Origin of the sequence: Halopolyspora algeriensis, assembly GCF_003337235.1 — a bacterium.
In the GTDB taxonomy this organism is placed as follows: domain Bacteria; phylum Actinomycetota; class Actinomycetes; order Mycobacteriales; family Pseudonocardiaceae; genus Haloactinomyces; species Haloactinomyces algeriensis.
Genome location: NZ_QPJC01000018.1, coordinates 37,348 through 54,201, shown reverse-complemented (window position 1 = coordinate 54,201; position 16,854 = coordinate 37,348). Strand labels below are relative to the sequence as shown.

The 16,854-nt window shown below is 67.4% G+C and carries 14 protein-coding genes and 3 tRNA genes; 5 read left to right on the top strand and 12 right to left on the bottom strand.

The genetic code is table 11. The features are described from left to right. Window positions 1-97 precede the first annotated feature (97 nt). From DFQ14_RS20240 to DFQ14_RS20225, 4 genes are all read right to left on the bottom strand, one after another. The gene (locus tag DFQ14_RS20240) at window positions 98-586 is read right to left on the bottom strand and encodes a cysteine dioxygenase (RefSeq protein WP_114454920.1); all 489 of its coding nucleotides are present in this window, start codon (window positions 584-586) and stop codon (window positions 98-100) included. A gap of 294 nt (window positions 587-880) precedes the next feature. After that, complete coding sequence (locus DFQ14_RS20235; protein ID WP_114454919.1) at window positions 881-1,993, bottom strand: cystathionine gamma-lyase; 1,113 nt, start codon at window positions 1,991-1,993, stop codon at window positions 881-883. A 49-nt stretch (window positions 1,994-2,042) separates the two neighbouring features. After that, window positions 2,043-3,074 (bottom strand): NAD(P)H-dependent glycerol-3-phosphate dehydrogenase, encoded by a 1,032-nt coding sequence (locus DFQ14_RS20230; protein WP_114454930.1) that lies wholly within the window; start codon window positions 3,072-3,074, stop codon window positions 2,043-2,045. Further along, a complete protein-coding gene (locus DFQ14_RS20225; RefSeq protein ID WP_114454918.1) occupies window positions 3,067-3,846 on the bottom strand; it encodes a lysophospholipid acyltransferase family protein in 780 nt (259 codons plus the stop codon). The genes DFQ14_RS20230 and DFQ14_RS20225 overlap by 8 nt, the downstream gene beginning before the upstream one ends. A gap of 108 nt (window positions 3,847-3,954) precedes the next feature. Here DFQ14_RS20225 and cofC point away from each other — a divergent pair, with 108 nt between their 5' ends. The 3 genes from cofC (at window position 3,955) to DFQ14_RS20210 (ending at window position 8,112) form a co-directional block, all read left to right on the top strand. After that, on the top strand, window positions 3,955-4,623 hold the full coding sequence (gene cofC / locus DFQ14_RS20220; RefSeq protein ID WP_420810203.1) for a 2-phospho-L-lactate guanylyltransferase: 669 nt from the start codon (window positions 3,955-3,957) through the stop codon (window positions 4,621-4,623). A 102-nt stretch (window positions 4,624-4,725) separates the two neighbouring features. Continuing rightward, the gene (locus tag DFQ14_RS20215; RefSeq protein ID WP_420810202.1) at window positions 4,726-7,068 is read left to right on the top strand and encodes an RNA degradosome polyphosphate kinase; all 2,343 of its coding nucleotides are present in this window, start codon (window positions 4,726-4,728) and stop codon (window positions 7,066-7,068) included. Between the two features lie 6 nt (window positions 7,069-7,074). Continuing rightward, window positions 7,075-8,112, top strand: coding sequence for an NUDIX hydrolase (locus tag DFQ14_RS20210; RefSeq protein WP_114454917.1), 1,038 nt, complete (start codon window positions 7,075-7,077; stop codon window positions 8,110-8,112). Window positions 8,113-8,248: 136 nt separating this feature from the next. Here DFQ14_RS20210 and DFQ14_RS20205 read toward each other — a convergent pair whose 3' ends face one another. From DFQ14_RS20205 to leuC, 3 genes are all read right to left on the bottom strand, one after another. Further along, window positions 8,249-9,178 (bottom strand): HU family DNA-binding protein, encoded by a 930-nt coding sequence (locus tag DFQ14_RS20205; protein ID WP_114454916.1) that lies wholly within the window; start codon window positions 9,176-9,178, stop codon window positions 8,249-8,251. Window positions 9,179-9,417: 239 nt separating this feature from the next. Then, window positions 9,418-10,020 (bottom strand): 3-isopropylmalate dehydratase small subunit, encoded by a 603-nt coding sequence (leuD, locus tag DFQ14_RS20200; RefSeq protein WP_114454915.1) that lies wholly within the window; start codon window positions 10,018-10,020, stop codon window positions 9,418-9,420. Window positions 10,021-10,070: 50 nt separating this feature from the next. Continuing rightward, window positions 10,071-11,471: a 3-isopropylmalate dehydratase large subunit gene (leuC, locus tag DFQ14_RS20195; RefSeq protein WP_114454914.1), complete on the bottom strand. Its 1,401-nt coding sequence runs from the start codon at window positions 11,469-11,471 to the stop codon at window positions 10,071-10,073. 102 nt (window positions 11,472-11,573) lie between these two features. Here leuC and DFQ14_RS20190 point away from each other — a divergent pair, with 102 nt between their 5' ends. Further along, window positions 11,574-12,275, top strand: a complete 702-nt coding sequence (locus DFQ14_RS20190) for an IclR family transcriptional regulator (RefSeq protein WP_170206321.1) — start codon at window positions 11,574-11,576, stop codon at window positions 12,273-12,275. Between the two features lie 154 nt (window positions 12,276-12,429). On the opposite strand, the gene DFQ14_RS20185 is transcribed toward DFQ14_RS20190, so the two are convergent. The 5 genes from DFQ14_RS20185 to gltX all read right to left on the bottom strand — a co-directional run bounded on the left by DFQ14_RS20185 (window position 12,430) and on the right by gltX (window position 15,490). Beyond that, a tRNA-Glu gene (locus tag DFQ14_RS20185) sits at window positions 12,430-12,502 on the bottom strand. Between the two features lie 113 nt (window positions 12,503-12,615). Then, window positions 12,616-12,688: transfer RNA gene (locus tag DFQ14_RS20180), tRNA-Glu, on the bottom strand. Window positions 12,689-12,729: 41 nt separating this feature from the next. Then, window positions 12,730-12,801 (bottom strand) — tRNA-Gln (locus DFQ14_RS20175). Between the two features lie 195 nt (window positions 12,802-12,996). Beyond that, the gene (locus DFQ14_RS20170; RefSeq protein WP_114454913.1) at window positions 12,997-13,803 is read right to left on the bottom strand and encodes an HAD family hydrolase; all 807 of its coding nucleotides are present in this window, start codon (window positions 13,801-13,803) and stop codon (window positions 12,997-12,999) included. A gap of 187 nt (window positions 13,804-13,990) precedes the next feature. Next, window positions 13,991-15,490 (bottom strand): glutamate--tRNA ligase, encoded by a 1,500-nt coding sequence (gene gltX / locus DFQ14_RS20165; protein ID WP_114454912.1) that lies wholly within the window; start codon window positions 15,488-15,490, stop codon window positions 13,991-13,993. 120 nt (window positions 15,491-15,610) lie between these two features. Here gltX and DFQ14_RS20160 point away from each other — a divergent pair, with 120 nt between their 5' ends. Beyond that, the gene (locus tag DFQ14_RS20160; protein WP_114454911.1) at window positions 15,611-16,843 is read left to right on the top strand and encodes an FAD-dependent oxidoreductase; all 1,233 of its coding nucleotides are present in this window, start codon (window positions 15,611-15,613) and stop codon (window positions 16,841-16,843) included. The last annotated feature ends 11 nt before the right edge of the window (window positions 16,844-16,854 follow it).

The window sequence follows — 16,854 nt, the reverse complement described above, 5'->3', positions numbered from 1 at the left end:
TCCGGCAACCGCTCCCGCGACGACGACGTCACCTGACCAGGCCTGGGCATGAACACACACTACCAGCCACACCCAACCTAAATCAGCGGTATTGCATCTAGGTGGACTCGTCGGGCACGATCCCGGAGACCGGATCCATGGTGTACACGTTCATGGGAGCGCGGGCGGGCCGGTAGACGTGGATGCTGATCGCCGGATCCGGGCCGTCGTTGCGCACCTGGTGCACGTAGTTCGGTCCGAACGCGCGGGAATGGCCTGCCACCAGCGAGTGCAGCGCCTCCACCGGCCGCCCCGCGGTGTCCATCCGGATCGCCCGCTCCGACAGCGCTCCGGAGACGATGGTGAACCCGCCTGCGGCGCCGCCGTGGTCGTGCAGGTCGGTGTGCTGGCCCGGAAGCCAGCTCATCAGCCAGGCCTCGTGCTCGTCGGTGCGCTCGAGCACGGTGAACCAGCGCCCATCGGGGTCGTAGCGCACGAGATGCGCCCAGGTGTGCCGGTCGCCGGCGAGATCGCGCGCGATCCGCACCGGATGCGCGATCGCGCGATGGGCAGGCAGGGCAACGGTATTGGCCGGGACAGCGAACACGCTTGAACAGTCCTTGGAGATCGGGCGCCGCGGAAACAGCGGCGGAGGGCGGGTGAACAGCCACACGGATCACGGATCACGCCGCGTGACGGAGACGATCAGCGGCAAGGACAGAGCGCGCTGGCCACGCGACGCAGGTCGATGTGACCCCGCCTGCTGCTCATCACGCGCATCAACACGCCAAGAACTGAACCAGCCCTGCACCATCAAGTCAAGTCGTCACCGCAGGTCGAGCGGGATCTCACACCTCGGTGTCATCGGTTTTCCGCGGTTTCACACACCACCCGCCGCGTTTCAGCCGAGCGCGTTCACCACGTCGGCCACGAGGTCGGCGCTGTCCTCACACCCGGCGGAGAACCGCACGAAACCCTCCGGCACCGGATCTCCCCACTGTGCACGCCGGTCGATGGTGCTGTGCACACCACCGAAGCTGGTGGCACCCACCACGAGCCGGCTGCGCCGCAGGAACTCCTCGACGGCCCGGGCATCGGCGAGCTCGAAACGGAACACCCCGCCCCAGCGCCGCATCTGCCGCCGGGCGAGTTCGTGCGAAGGATCCTCGGGCATCCCGGGCCAGCGCAGTCCGGACACCGCCGGATGCCCACGCAGCGCGTCGACGAGCGCGGCCGCGTTCTCGGCCTGCCGAGCCAGCCGCAGATCGAGGGTTCCCATACTCCGGTGCGCCAGCCACGACTCGAACGGCCCCGGGATCGCCCCGGACAGCGTGCGCGCCCGGACCAAGCGGTCCGCGAGCGCGCTGTCACGCACCGAAACATGACCGAGCAGGACATCACTGTGTCCGGACAGTGCCTTGGTGTCACTGGCGAGAACGGCGTCGGCCCCCAACTCCAGCGGGCGCTGCCCCAGCGGGGTCGCCGTGGTGTTGTCGACCGCCACCCACGCCCCGGCGCTGTGCGCGCGCTCGGCGAGTGCGGCGATGTCGCACACGTCCAGGCCCGGATTGGACGGGGTTTCCAGCAACACCAGGCGTACCCCGTCGAAGACCCCGTCCGGCCACGGGCCCGGTGTGGGGATCTCGCGGATGTCGAGCCCCAGCTCGGCGAGCTCGTCGTGCACGAACTGCCGGGTCGCGTAGTACCCGTCGGTCGGCAGCACCACGGCGTCACCCGGCTCCAGCACCGCGCGAAGCAGGGTGCTGATGGCCGCCATCCCCGACGGCAGGAGGACACAGTGGCCACCCTCGAGATCACCGATCGCGGATTCCAGAGCCCGCCACGTCGGATTGCCCGCACGACCGTAGAAATCGGTGTCCGCGGCACGGTCGGAGCCGCCGAGGTGGTACGGCGCGGCGAACACGGGTCCCGGCAGCAGCGGTTTCCCCGCCACCGGCTCCGGATGCCCGCCCTGCACGCACCGCGTGCCGTCGCCGAGTTCTCCGGTGGTCACAGTGCTTCCTCTCCGATTCCGGCAGCGGGGAAACCCCGGCCTCGCGGTCTCATTCCGGTTTGCGCTTGCGGTCCAGCAACTGAGCCGCCGCGGGAGCCGGGGCGAGCCCTTCGTGACACACCCGGTGCACGACCTCGGTGATCGGCATCTCGACCCCGTGCCGCGCGGCCAGTTCACGCAGCGACGAGCAGGACTTCACTCCCTCGGCAACCTGCCCGTGCGCGGCCTCCTGCGCCTGCGCCAGGGTCTCCCCGCGGCCCAGTCGCTCACCGAACGTGCGATTCCGGGACAACGGGGACGCGCAGGTGGCCACCAGATCGCCCATCCCGGCCAGGCCCGCGAACGTCATCGGCTCGGCCCCCAGCGCCCAGCCGAGCCGGGTGGTCTCGGCGAGCCCGCGGGTGATCAGCGTCGACATCGTATTCGACCCGTAGCCCAGCCCCGAGGCCATCCCGCAGGCCAGGGCGATCACGTTCTTGCAGGCACCGGCCAGTTCCACGCCCACGAGATCGGTGTTGGTGTACGGGCGGAAATAGCCCGTCGAGCAAGCCTGCTGCAGGGCGACCGCCCGATCGTGGTCGCTGCACGCAACGACCGTCGCGGTGGGCTGCTCGTCGGCGATCTCCTTCGCGAGGTTGGGACCGGAGACGACCGCGACCCGATCCATCGGCACGTCGGCGACCTCGCCGACGACCTCGCTCATCCGCCGCAGCGTGCTCAGCTCCACGCCCTTGGCGAGGCTGACCAGCGTCGCCCCCGGCGGCAGCAGCGGTTGCCACCCCGCCAGGTTCTCCCGCAGGGTCTGACTGGGAACGGCCAGCACCACGGCATCGGCATCGTGCATCGCCTCGGCGGCGTCGTCGGTGGCTCGCAGCGACTCCGGCAGCACCACGCCCGGCAGGTACTCCCGGTTCAGCCGGGTTTCGTTGATCGTCGAGGCCACTTCGGTTCGCCGGGCCCACAGCGTCACGGTGCTACCCGCGTCGGCGAGCACCTTCGCGAACGTGGTGCCCCAGGAACCCGATCCCAGCACCGCCACCTTCCGCACGGCGCCTGCGGGGAATGCGGACCGCTCAGGCATCGTCACCACTCGGATTGCGCTTGGGAGTGCTCGAGTAGAACTCGTGCGGAGGCTGTTCCTCGCGGATCTCGCCGAGCAGCTCCCGGACACGTTGCATCGCCAGATCGGCCACTTCCCGCAGGAGGCGGGGGTCCTCCTCCTTCGCGCGATAGGCCGACAGATCGATCGGCTCACCGAACTTGATGGTGACTTCCTTGCGCGGCAGGGGGCGGAATTTCTTGTTGTAGTGGTCGTAGACCTCCCGCGTTCCCCACCGGGCGACCGGGATGACGGGCACGTCGTGCTCCAGCGCCAGCCGAGCCACGCCCACCTTCGGTGTCATCGGCCATCCCCGGGGATCCCTGGTGATGGTTCCGTCCGGATAGATCAGGATCACCTTGTTCTCGCCCAGCGCCCGGTGCGCCTCCTGGAGGCTCTTCTGCGCGTCCGTGGTCCCCCGGTACACCGGAATCTGCTCCACCCCGGACAGCACGCCGCGCAGCAGCGGGACGTTCCACAGGGTGTTCTTGGCCAGAAATCGCGGTAGCCGACCGGCACGATGCACGGTCACCGCATCGTAGACCGGATCCAGATGTGACACGTGATTGAGCACCAGCAGCACCGGCCCCTCGGCGGGAAGGCGCTCCAATCCGACCAGCCTCGTCCGGGCCAGCAGTGCCTGCAGCGGGTAGAACACCATCACGGCGAGTCCGAGCCAGAGCTTGCCCAGGCCCTTTCGTCCCCGTTCTCTGGTCTGCTTGCGCACGCGCCTGAGACTTCTCGGTTTCGTCACGCCAACTCCTTTACGCCTCGCGAGCGGGTGCCAAATTACCCGCCCGAGAGACGGGAGCTCCGCACGACCACACCGCTTCGTGGCAAACCCGCGCCACGAAAGAGCACGATGGCTTCCGTGACCGCAGGACTACACCTCCTCGTGCCGATCAAACCACTCCATCTCGCCAAATCACGTCTGCTCGGTGCCGTCGGCCGTGAACGCGGCCGATCGCGGGCGCATGCCTCGCTCGTCACGGCTGTGACACTGGACACGGTTTCGGCGGCGCGCCGCACCCCGCAGGTGCACCGGGTCGTCGCCGTCACGTCCGACCCGGAGTTGACCTCCACCCTCCGGGCCGCGGGGGTCGCAGTGCTGCCGGATTCTCCCGCAGCAGGGCTCAATGCTGCCCTGCGCCATGCCGACGGCGTACTGCGGCGAAGCTCCCCGGAGGTACGAACCGGCGCGTTGCAGGCCGATCTCCCCGCTCTCCGCCCCGACGAGCTCGGGGCCGCGGTGGAAGCCGCCGGTACCCGGCGCGCGTTCTGCCCGGATCGCCAGGGCACCGGCACCACGCTGCTGCTGGCCGGGCACAACGGGCCCCTGGACCCCCGGTTCGGCCCCGGATCCGCAACCACGCACGGCGACAGTGGTGCCGTGCTGCTGGACGGCCCCTGGGAGTCCCTGCGGTGTGATGTGGACACCGGGGTGGACCTGAAGGCGGCCATCGAACTGGGGCTGGGCTCCCACACCCGTGCCCACCTCGCCCGGCAGCACGCCACCGACTACGCCGGGTGAGGTGTCACCACACCACCTTCCACCGCGGCGAGGCAGCTGAGCACCGCGTTGCTCACTCGAAACAGCCAACCACACGAGCACGTGGTACGTGACAATGGAGCCGTGAGCACGGACAGCACTGACCCGCGGCTCGACCGGTCCCCCGAGACGGAGCGGCCGTCGGCGCCGGAAACCTCCCCCGGTACCGGAACGGAGGCCGCAGCCACTCCCCGCTCCGGCGACAGCGCGGGGCACGGTCATCCGTTCCCGGAAACCGCGCGCACCGGCACGCACCTCTCGGCAGCTGCCCACGAGACCGCCCCGGTGCAGGACGATTCCACCGAGCACCTCTCCGAGGGGGCCAGGGTCCCGGCCGCACCTCCCGCCGTCACCCGAGCCGCGGCCAGCACCGACCTGCCCGGAGACCGCTATCTCAACCGCGAACTGTCCTGGCTGGATTTCAACGCCAGGGTGCTGGCCAACGCCGAGGACCGCTCCCAACCACTGTTGGAACGTGCCAAACTCCTGGCGATCTTCGCCTCCAACCTGGACGAGTTCTACATGGTCCGGGTGGCCGGTCTGAAACGCCGCGAGGAAGCCGGACTGTCCGTGCGCAGCGCCGACGGTCTCTCGCCGTACGAGCAGCTCACCAGGATCTCGGCACGCAACCAGGACCTCACCGAGAAACTCGGACGGGTGTTCCTCGACGAGCTGCTGCCCGAGCTCGAAGCGACCGGGGTCGGCATCGTGTCCTGGGACAGCCTCGACAGCGCCGACCGGCGGCACCTCACCCGGTACTTCGAGGACCACGTCTTTCCGGTGCTGACCCCGCTGGCGGTCGACCCCGCACACCCGTTTCCCTACATCTCCGGGTTGTCCCTGAATCTGGCGGTCACGGTCACCGATCCGGAGGCGGGACTCAAGCGCTTCGCCCGGGTCAAGGTGCCGGACAACGTGCAACGGCTGATCCGCGTGGAAACCGAGCGCGCCCCGGACCGCGCCACGTTCCTGCCGCTGGAGGAACTGATCGCCGCACATCTCGGCACGTTGTTCCCCGGCATGGAGGTCACCGAGCACCACATCTTCCGGGTCACCCGCAACGCCGACCTCGAAGTCGAGGAGGACCGCGACGAGGATCTGCTGCAGGCGATGGAACGGGAACTGGCGCGTCGCCGATTCGGCCCGCCGGTACGCCTGGAGGTGACCGACACGATGAGCGAGACGATGCTCGAACTCCTCCTGCGCGAGCTCGACGTCGATCCGCACGACGTCGTCGAGGCCCGGGGGCTGCTCGATCTGTCCTGCCTGTTCCAACTGGAGAAACTGCAACGCCCGGACCTCAAAGCAGCACCGTTCGTCCCGGCGACCCACCCGGCGTTCGCGGAAGGCACCACCTCGAAGAGCATCTTCAGCACCTTGCGCGAGGGCGGGATACTGCTGCACCACCCGTACCACGCGTTTTCCACCTCGGTGCAACGCTTCATCGAACAGGCCGCGACGGACCCGAACGTGCTGGCCATCAAACAGACGCTGTACCGCACCTCCGGCGATTCCCCCATCGTCAACGCGCTGATCAACGCTGCCGAAGCGGGCAAACAGGTCGTCGCGCTGGTGGAGTTGAAGGCCCGGTTCGACGAGCAGGCCAACATCCAGTGGGCACGCACCCTCGAACGCTCCGGCGTGCACGTCGTCTACGGCCTGGTAGGCCTGAAAACGCACTGCAAAGTCGCGCTGGTGGTGCGCCAGGAGGGGGCGGTGCTGCGCCGCTACTGCCATCTGGGCACCGGTAACTACAACCCCAAGACCGCACGCACCTTCGAGGATCTGGGGCTGCTGACGGCCGATGACGACATCGGCGCCGACCTGACCGATCTGTTCAACGTACTCACCGGCTATGCGCGCCACGACACCTACCGGCGAATCCTGGTGTCACCGCAGGGCATCCGCATCGGAATCGTCGAACGCATCGAGGGCGAGATCGCCCATGCCCAGGCGGGAAGGCCGTGCGGCATCCGGATGAAGGTGAATTCCCTGGTCGACGAGCAGATCATCGACGCTCTCTACCGCGCATCCTCGGCCGGTGTCCCCGTCCGGGTCGTCGTGCGGGGAATTTGCGCGTTGAAAGCCGGGGTTCCGGGGCTCAGCGAGAACATCGAAGTGCGTTCGATCCTGGGACGGTTCCTGGAGCACTCCCGGGTCTTTCACTTTGCCGGCGCCGACGAGCACTGGATCGGAAGTGCCGACATGATGCACCGCAACCTGGACCGCCGGATCGAGACCCAGGTTCCGGTCACCGATCCCCGGCTCGTCGCCGAACTCGACACGCTGCTCGACTCGGCGCTGCACCCCGATACGCGCTGCTGGGTGCTCAATGCCATGGGCGACTGGGAGGCGTCTCCGCGCAACGCCGCACGAGTACGAGACCATCAGACGGACATGCTGCGGCAGCACGGTGCGAAGGTGTGAGGTGGTATGAGCGCGGACGAAACGGCCCCCGGAGAGTCCGGTGCCGGCGGACCGGTATCCGAACTTTCCGCGCCGAATCCGGCCTGTTCCGGCCGGGAGCGGCCGGAGAACGGCATCGCGACCGTGCACGCCGCGGGAGCCGTCGTGTGGCGGGCACGGCCCGGCGGGGGAACCGAAGTGGCGGTGGTACACCGCCCCCGCTACGACGACTGGTCCTTGCCGAAGGGCAAGGTGGATCCGGGGGAAACCATCGCGCACACGGCCTTCCGCGAGATCAGCGAAGAGACCGGTCTGACATGCGTCCTGTCCCGGCGTCTGCCGCAAGTGACCTACCGGATCCCGACACGGGACGGTGGCCGGGCCGTCAAATCCGTGGACTACTTCTCGGCCCGCGTCCGCAGCGGATCGTTCCTCCCGAACGAGGAAGTGGACGAGCTGCGCTGGATGACCACCGAGCAGGCGCGGGAGCAACTCAGCTACGCCCTGGATGTGTCCGTGCTCGACGCCTTCGACAGGCTCCCCACGGACACGGCCACCCTGCTGCTGGTCCGGCACGCGAAGGCGGGCACTCGTTCCCGATTCAGCGGCGACGACACCCTCCGGCCGCTCAGCGAGGCCGGTTTCGCACAGCGGCAGGCGCTGCACACACTCCTGCCGCTGTTCGGGCCCGAGCGCGTGCACTCCGCACCACGGTTGCGGTGTGAGCAGACCGTATCGCCGCTGGCCGAGGAGCTCGGTGTCGATATCGGTGACGAACCGCTGCTGTCCGAGGAAGGCTACTGGTCGGATCCGTCCGACGCGGTACAGCGGCTACTGGAAATCGCCGCGATGCCGGGCATCGCGGTGGTATGCAGTCAGGGAGGTGTCATCCCGGATCTGGTGACGCGTCTGGCCGCCGAATCCGGGTTGGAGCCGGGTGAGGTCCGAAGCAAAAAAGCCAGCGTCTGGACGCTGACGTTCCAGCGTGGCCGGCCCTCCGGCCACAACGCCGCCCCCGCCCTGCATCTGGCCGCTGCCGACTACCTGGCAGAGCCCTGTTCCTGAACTTCGTCGGTTGTCGGTGTTCACCGCCCGGCTCGGCTCCGGTCGCTCGGCTGCTGCCAACAAGCCGCTGTGCAGCGGGTCTCCTCCTGTGCCGGTCGTGGTCGTGCTCGTACCATCCACGCCGGGCGCGGGCCGGTCACTTCTTCGCGGTGCTGCGCGTCGTGGACTTCCTGCTGGACGAGGCCGCCCCCGATTTCGCCGTCCCGGTCTTGCCGGTCCCTGCTGTGCTCGACTTGCCGGTTTCGGACTTGCCTGCCGCATTCGCCTTGCTGGTTCCGGACTTGGTCGTGCTCGACTTGGTCGTCCCGGACTTGCCTGTCGTATTCGACTTGGTCGTTGCGGACTTGGCCGTACTCGACTTGCCGGTCGTTGCGGACTTGGCCGTACTCGCCTTGCCCGTACTGGCCTTGGTCGTGGCGGCCTTGCCGGTCGTTGCGGCCTTGGTCGTGCTCGCCTTGGTCGTGGCGGCCTTGCCGGTCGTTGCGGCCTTGGTCGTGCTCGACTTGCCCGTACTGGCCTTGCCGGTCGTTGCGGACTTGTTGGCCGTCCCGGCCTTACCGGTCGTTGCGGCCTTGGTCGTGCTCGCCTTGCTGGTACCGGCCTTGGTCGTGGCGGCCTTGCCGGTCGTCCCGGCCCGGGCGGTGCTCCGAGTCCCCGTCGTGCGCGCCGCAGCGGTCTTGGAGGTGGAGCCGGTGGTAGCAGCACGGCCCGTTGTCGAGGATGCGGTGCTGCTCTTGGTCGAGCGCGATGCGGTACCACCCGTCTTGCCCGCACTGACACGGGGAAGCTTGCGCTGTCCGCCGACCACTTCCTTGAACTGCGTACCGGGACGGAAGGCGGGAACATTGGTCTTCTTCACCTTCACCGCCTCGCCGGTACGCGGATTGCGTGCGGTCCGAGCGGCACGAGCACGCTTCTCGAAGACGCCGAAACCGGTGATGTTGACTTTCTCGCCCTTGTTGACATGACGAACGATGAGGTCGGTCATGTCCTCTACTGCTTGGTTCGCGGTCTTCTTGTCCCCGAGGCGTTCAGCCAGAGCCTCGATGAGTTGGGCCTTGTTCATTTCGTCCCTCCCAGGACAACAACGGCCCCGTCCGTCGGGCCGACTCAAGGCCACAGTAAATCTCCGAACAGACGTGTGCCATTCGCCACGCCCCCTTTTTCCATTGGGACATCGCGTAATCGGGTCCGTTCGGCCCACGATCCGGCTTCGCGGCAGCAGCTTCCGGTTGTCGGCGTGCGGGCGCGTTTTCCGCCACAAGACCGAAAACGCGCCCGCACCGGATACCGCCTCGGACGGCTTTACTTCTCCGCGGCGGGCAATGTACGGGGCTTGAAACTCGGCCGGGTCCGCTCGAACGCGCCGATCGTCTCGGCCTCACGAAGGGTCAGCCCGATGTCGTCGAAGCCTTCCAGCAGCCGCCAGCGCGTGTAGTCGTCGATGCTGAAAGGCACGGTCAGGTCCTTGGCATGGATCGTTCGCTGCTCAAGATCCACTGTTACCCGAGTTCCGGGTTCGGTTTCCAGCAGCTTCCACAACATCTCCACATCGGACTGCTCGCACTGAGCGGCCAACAGGCCCTGCTTACCCGCATTACCCCGAAAGATGTCGGCGAATCGGGAAGAGATGACCACTCGGAATCCGTAGTCCTTCAATGCCCACACGGCATGTTCCCGGGACGACCCGGTTCCGAAGTCGGGTCCGGCCACCAGAACACTGCCATGGCGGAAAGGCTCGGAGTTGAGAATGAAGTTCTCGTCGCTTCGCCAGGCGGCGAACAGGGCATCCTCGAAACCCGTCCGGGAAACCCGCTTGAGGTAGACCGCGGGGATGATCTGGTCGGTGTCCACGTTGGACCGGCGCAGGGGAACGCCGATGCCGGTGTGTGTCGTGAACGGCTCCATCGTTACTGCTCCTGGACTCGTGGTGATTTGGTACGTGTTCTTCGCCTCTTTCAGAGGTCTTCGGGGGAGGACAGGGTGCCCCGCACCGCGGTGGCTGCGGCCACCACCGGCGAGACGAGGTGGGTGCGCCCCCCCTTGCCCTGCCTGCCCTCGAAGTTGCGGTTGGACGTCGACGCCGAGCGCTCACCGGGCGTGAGCTGATCCGGGTTCATGCCCAGACACATCGAGCATCCCGCCGACCGCCACTGCGCACCGGCGGTGGTGAAGACCTCGTCGAGGCCCTCGGCTTCCGCCTGCTCGCGCACCTTCATCGAGCCTGGAACCACGAGCATGCGCACGTCATCGGAAACCTTGCGATCGCGCAGGATCTCCGCAGCGGTGCGCAGGTCTTCGATGCGCCCGTTGGTGCACGACCCCAGAAAGACCGTGTCCACAGCCACATCACGCAGCGGCACCCCGGGCTTCAGGCCCATGTAGTCCAGCGCTTTCTCCGTGGCATAGCGCTCGTCGGCATCGGCGATCCGCTCCGGATCGGGGATCCGCTCGCCCAACGGCAGTCCCTGCCCCGGATTGGTTCCCCAGGTGACGAACGGCGTCAGCTCGTCGGCATTGATGGTGATCTCCGCGTCGAACGAGGCGTCCTCGTCGGTCCGCAGCGTCTTCCAGTACTCCACCGCGGCATCCCACTGCTGTCCTGCCGGAGCGTGCGAGCGGCCCTCGAGATAGGCGAAAGTGGTCTCGTCCGGCGCGATCATCCCGGCTCGCGCCCCCGCCTCGATGGACATGTTGCACATCGTCATGCGTGCTTCCATCGACATCGCCTCAACGGCTGTTCCCCGGTACTCCAGGACGTATCCCTGCCCACCGCCGGTGCCGATCCGGGAGATCACCGCAAGGATCACGTCCTTGCTCGTCACTCCCGGCCGCAGGGTGCCCTCGATATTGATCGCCATCGTCTTGAACGGCTTCAGCGGCAACGTCTGAGTGGCCAGCACGTGCTCGACCTCCGAGGTGCCGATCCCGAAGGCCAGCGCGCCGAAGGCACCGTGTGTCGAGGTGTGGCTGTCGCCGCAGACCACCGTGGCTCCGGGCTGGGTCAGGCCGAGTTGGGGACCCACCACGTGCACGATGCCCTGCTCGGCATCCCCCATCGGGTGCAGGCGGATGCCGAATTCCTCGCAGTTGGCTCGCAACGTGTCCACCTGCGTACGGGACACCGGGTCGGCGATCGGCAGATCGATTCCGGTGGTCGGTACGTTGTGGTCTTCGGTTGCCAGCGTCAGGTCGGGCCGACGCACCGCACGATTCGCCAGCCGCAGCCCTTCGAATGCCTGCGGACTGGTGACTTCGTGCACCAGGTGGAGGTCGATGTAGAGCAGGTCGGGCTCATGGCCCGTGCCCTGGCGCACGAGATGCGCGTCCCAGACCTTTTCCGCGAGCGTCTTGCCCATCGCTTCTCCCCATCGAGGCAGTGGTGACCCGCGCGACGGATCACATCGCAATCCATGTCCCAGCAGTAGACTTCCCAAATAACGAGAAGTTAATATCGCTACGTGGGACAGCATAGCGGTATCGGAGTTTTGGACAAGGCAGTGGCCGTACTGCAGGCGGTCGCCGAGGATCCGTGCGGCCTCGCCGAACTGTGCGAGCGGACCGGACTTCCCCGTGCGACGGCTCATCGGCTGGCTGTGGGCCTGGAAACGCACCGGATGTTGCGGCGCGGTTCGGACGGCCGTTGGCGCTCGGGGGCCGCACTGGCCGAGCTCGCGGGCAAAGCCGTCGACCCGTTGTTGGAAGCTGCCTCGGTGGTGCTGCCCAAACTCCGGGACGCCACCGGGGAGAGTGTGCAACTGTACCGGCGCGACGGTATGCAGCGCCGGTGCATCGCCACTGCCGAACCACCCAGCGGTCTGCGAGACACCGTGCCCGTCAATGCCATGCTGTCGATGACCGCCGGCTCGGGCGCCAAGGTCCTTGCCGCCTGGTCCGATGCCGCCACCCAGCGCGCCGTTCTCGCCGAGGCGGTGTACGGGGAGCGCACGCTGATGGAGGTGCGCCGCCGCGGGTGGGCCCAGAGCGTGGCCGAGCGCGAATCCGGGGTGGCGAGCGTGTCCGCACCGGTGCGCGACTCGAACGGGAACGTGGTCGCGGCGATTTCGGTGTCCGGCCCGATCGACCGAATGGGACGGCGGCCGGGGAGTCGTTGGGCGGCCGACCTGCTCGCAGCGGCCGACGGTCTGCAGAATCGACTCTGAGAACGAACCGATTCGCCCTGATCGGCTGCGGTGGCGACGGCTTCGGCAGCGAACGGACCGTTCGCTGCCGAAGCCGTGACGAGAGTTCCGGTTGCCCTGCCCATCATCCGCAGCAAAGCGGCCGGTGTGCGCTTGCACACCGGCCGTACTTTCGTACTCCCGATGGGATTCGAACCCACGTTACCGGCGTGAGAGGCCGGCGTCCTAGGCCACTAGACGACGGGAGCAGGACGGAACACACCGTACCGGGTCGACACCGCCGACGAAGACGGGGACTCGGCACTGCATGTCATCCGCAGCAAAGCGGCCGGTGCACGCTCACACACCGGCCGTACTTTCGTACTCCCGATGGGATTCGAACCCACGTTACCGGCGTGAGAGGCCGGCGTCCTAGGCCACTAGACGACGGGAGCCTGTGGAAACGAGGGCGACGATGCCTCACCGCCTCGTCTCGCTGGGGTACCAGGATTCGAACCTAGACTAACTGAACCAGAATCAGTCGTGCTGCCGATTACACCATACCCCATAGGGTGCAACGCCCAGGCCAACTCCTCCGGGTTTCTCGCTTCGAGACTCGGAGTCATCAGTGCTGTTCGCTGCTGTTGGTAAAAATACTAGACCATGCCCCACAGCGGCCTGAAACCACCCCCCTCATAACCAGGATTCCGCAGGTAAGCGCCCATACACGCACGCAAGGCGCCCACCCGCGCGCCCCGTGGCCTCATCCGGCGGACCGGAGCAGTTCACTTCCCGGGCACGCCCCTCGCGGGGACGCACCTCGCAGAGAGGCCGCCGGCAGGTCGCACACCAGCAGCTCCGGCAACTCGTCGAGGCCGGTGATCGTCGACACACCCTCCGGAGGTGTCTCCGCCACCGAGCGACGTGCGGTATCGCGGCGATTCAACCAGACACCGTGCATACCCGCATGGGTTGCCCCGAGCGCATCCTGGTCGAGCCGGTCGCCGACATGCGCGACCTCCTCGGGACGCAGCCCCAGCGCCGAACACGCGGCCGCGAAAATCCGCCTGTCCGGTTTGGCCACCCCGAATTCACCGGAGAGAACGAGCTCGTCGAACACATCCGCCAAACCGACCGAGGCGATCTTCTTGCGCTGATAGGGCCCCGGCGCGTTACTGATGACCGCAACACGCAAGCCGCTGGCACGCAGCCACTCCAGGCACGGTGCAGCGTCGTCGAACAGCTTCCAGGCCCGCTGCATGGCCGACATGCGCACCTGCTCCCGAGCCACGACCTCGGCCTCGCTGAGTCGTTCCCCGAATGCGGCGAAGAAGGCCCGGAGACGTTCCCGGCACATCGTGTCGAAGTCGGTCTCCCCGGCGACGAACCGCGCGTAATGTTCTTCGGTGGTGCGGCGCCACACCGGCCAGGACGCATCGTTTCCGGTCAGCGCCGCCAAGCCCCTCCGCGACGATCGCTCGTTGTCGAGCAACGTGTCGTCGATATCCAGGCATACGGCCTTGATCTGTTCGAGTTCGTCCGGTGTCGAAACCTCAAGCGCGGATGTCACTCCGTGAGGCTAGGCACCCACGCGGCGTGCTCGACTCGGCCAACGTGGTGATATTTCCTCTCCTGACACGGTTCAGTAGCCGACATTCTCCGCATCACCGTGATCACACGGGTAAAATCGGTCGTCCGTGCTGAAACGCGCAGTGCGGGACGTGCGGCATTGCTTGCGGCCGCCCCGCCCACCGAAGTCAGCCCAGAGCAGCGCGCAGCCGCCGCAGCGAGGTCTCCCGGCCGAGTATCTCCATCGACTCGAACAGCGGCGGGGACACGGTACGCCCGGTGATGGCCACCCGCACCGGCGCGAAGGCCTTGCGGGGCTTGATTCCCAGCCCCTCCACGATCGCCTCCTTGAGCGCGGACTCGATGGCATCCTTGGTCCACTCCGGCAGCGCTTCGAGAGCGGCGATCGCGGCTTCCAGCACCGGCCTGGCGTCCTCGCCCAAGGCCTTGTCCGCTGCGGCCTGCTCCGGAGCGAAGTCCTCGCCTGCGAACAGGAAGCCCATCATGCCCACCGCGTCGGAGAGCACGATCAACCTCTCCTGAACCAACGGTGCCGCGGCTCGGACGGTGGAAAGCTGTTCCTCGGTGGGCTCCTGCGGCAGCACACCCCCCTGGACCAGATACGGCACGATGCGAGCGACGAAATCGTCCGGTGCCAGCGCGCGCAGGTGCGCCGCGTTGATCGCATCGGCCTTCTTCTGGTCGAAGCGTGCCGGATTGGAGCTGACACGGCCGATCTCGAAGTTCTCCACCATCTCCTCGAGGGAGAACATGTCCCGGTCCTCGGCGATGGACCAGCCCAGCAGCCCCAGGTAGTTCAGCAACCCCTCGGGCAGGAATCCCCGATTCCGATGGTGGAAGACGTCGGACTGCGGGTCCCGCTTGGACAGCTTCTTGTTGCCCTCGCCCATCACGAACGGAAGGTGACCGAACTCGGGTGTGAAGTCGGTGACGCCGATACGTCGCAGCGCCTCGTACAGCGCGATCTGACGCGGCGTCGAAGCCAGCAGATCCTCGCCGCGCAGAACGTGGGTGATCCGCATCAGCGCGTCGTCGACGGGGTTGGTCAGCGTGTAGAGGGCGTCACCGTTGCCCCGCACCAGCACCGGATCCGGCACCGTCCCCGCAGGGAAGGTGACCTCGCCGCGCACCAGGTCGGTGAAGGAGATGTCCCGCTCGGGCATCTTCAGGCGCAGTACCGCGCTGCGCCCCTCGGCGCGCAGCTGCGCCTTCTGCTCGTCGGTGAGGTCGCGGTCGGCGTTGTCGTACCCGAGCTTGGGGTCCCGTCCCGCGGCACGGTGCCGCGCTTCCACCTCCTCGGAGGTGGAGAACGACTCGTAGAGCTCTCCCGCCTCCAGCAGGCGCCGCGCGATGTCACTGTAGATCTCACGCCGCAGGCTCTGTCGGTAAGGGCCGTACTCACCGCCGATGTCCGGCCCTTCGTCCCAGTCGAGCCCCAACCAGCGCAGCGCCTCGAACAGCGCCCGGTAGGACTCCTCGCTGTCTCTGCTGACGTCGGTGTCCTCGATGCGGAACACCAGCGTGCCACCGTTGTGGCGAGCGAAAGCCCAGTTGAACAGGGCGGTGCGGATCAATCCGACGTGCGGCGAACCGGTCGGCGAAGGACAGAACCGGGCCCGGATCCCGGAAACCGACTGGCGCGGGGGTGTGACCTCTGACGTGCTCATGACCCTTCCAGCTTATCCAGCCCCGTCTCGCCCTTGACCGGCGCATCCACCGGGGCGCATGCTGGCGTTATTCAACGATCGTTGAATAGCTGTGCGGAAGGCTGTGAGGGAGGCATCGCAATGGAGCGAACCACCTGCTGCATCGTCGGAGGCGGCCCGGCCGGGATGGTTCTCGGGCTGCTGCTCGCGCGAGCAGGAGTACCGGTCACGGTGCTGGAAAAGCACGGCGACTTCCTGCGCGACTTCCGGGGCGACACCGTGCATCCCACGACCCTGCAGCTGCTGGATGACCTCGGGCTGAGTGAACGCTTCGCGCAGCTGCCCCAGCGACGACTCGATCGGGTCGGGGTGCCACTCGGGCCCGACGGCGAGTTCTTCACCTTCGGCGACTTCACAACCCTGCCGACCAAGTACAACTACATCGCGATGGTCCCGCAGTGGGACTTTCTCGACCTGTTGGCCGATGCGGGCGCGCAGGAGCACTCCTTCACCCTGCGAATGAACACCGAGGTCACCGAACCGATCCGCGAGCACGGCCGGATCAACGGGGTGCGGTACCGCACCGGCGACGGCGCAACCGGCGAGATCCGTGCCCCGATCACCGTCGCCTGCGACGGGCGGAAGTCCTTCGCGCGCGGTCTGCCCGAACTGCGACTGCGTGACTTCCCCACCCCGATGGACGTGCGGTGGTTCAAAGTGCCCCGCCACCCCGAGGATCCCGCCGGTGGGATCGGCCTCATCCGCGGAAGGACGTTCATGACACTGCTCGACCGCGGCGACTACTTTCAGATCGCCTCGATCATCGCCAAGGACACCGACGCGGCCGGCCGGTCACAGCCGATCGAGCAGTTCAACCGGACACTCGCCGAGCACCTGCCGTGGCTGGACGACGAGCGAGAGCTGGTGCGGGACTGGGAGGACGTCAAGCTGCTGCACGTCACGCTGGACCGCCTGCGCAAGTGGCACGTTCCCGGCCTGCTGTGTCTCGGCGACGCCGCGCACGCGATGTCCCCGGTCGGCGGTATCGGGATCAACCTGGCCGTTCAGGACGCCGTCGCAGCAGCCCGGCACCTGGCCGAGCCGCTGCGCGAGGGCAGATTGCGACGCAGGCACGTCGCAGCGGTCCAGCGGCGGCGCCTGCCGACGACCGTGCTCGTCCAGCGATTGCAACGTGTGATTCACGACAACGTCGTCGAACCCGCACTGCACGGTGAGATCGACTTCGGCGAGCGGGCGCGGATCCCGCGGCCGTTGAAAGCCCTGACGAAGATGCCGTGGCTGCGCAGGATCCCACCGTACGTGCTCGCCTACGGCGCGATGCGCGAACGCCCGCCCGCCGCCGCGCTGCGGTGACCGCCGGAACG

Coding starts and splice junctions, on each gene's coding strand:
- DFQ14_RS20230 (WP_114454930.1), bottom strand. CDS start 3,074: ATGCCTGAGCGGTCCGCATTCCCCGCAGGCGCCGTGCGGAAGGTGGCG.
- gltX (WP_114454912.1), bottom strand. CDS start 15,490: ATGAGCACGTCAGAGGTCACACCCCCGCGCCAGTCGGTTTCCGGGATC.
- DFQ14_RS20160 (WP_114454911.1), top strand. CDS start 15,611: ATGGAGCGAACCACCTGCTGCATCGTCGGAGGCGGCCCGGCCGGGATG.
- leuD (WP_114454915.1), bottom strand. CDS start 10,020: ATGGAGCCGTTCACGACACACACCGGCATCGGCGTTCCCCTGCGCCGG.
- DFQ14_RS20210 (WP_114454917.1), top strand. CDS start 7,075: ATGAGCGCGGACGAAACGGCCCCCGGAGAGTCCGGTGCCGGCGGACCG.
- DFQ14_RS20205 (WP_114454916.1), bottom strand. CDS start 9,178: ATGAACAAGGCCCAACTCATCGAGGCTCTGGCTGAACGCCTCGGGGAC.
- cofC (WP_420810203.1), top strand. CDS start 3,955: ATGGCTTCCGTGACCGCAGGACTACACCTCCTCGTGCCGATCAAACCA.
- leuC (WP_114454914.1), bottom strand. CDS start 11,471: ATGGGCAAGACGCTCGCGGAAAAGGTCTGGGACGCGCATCTCGTGCGC.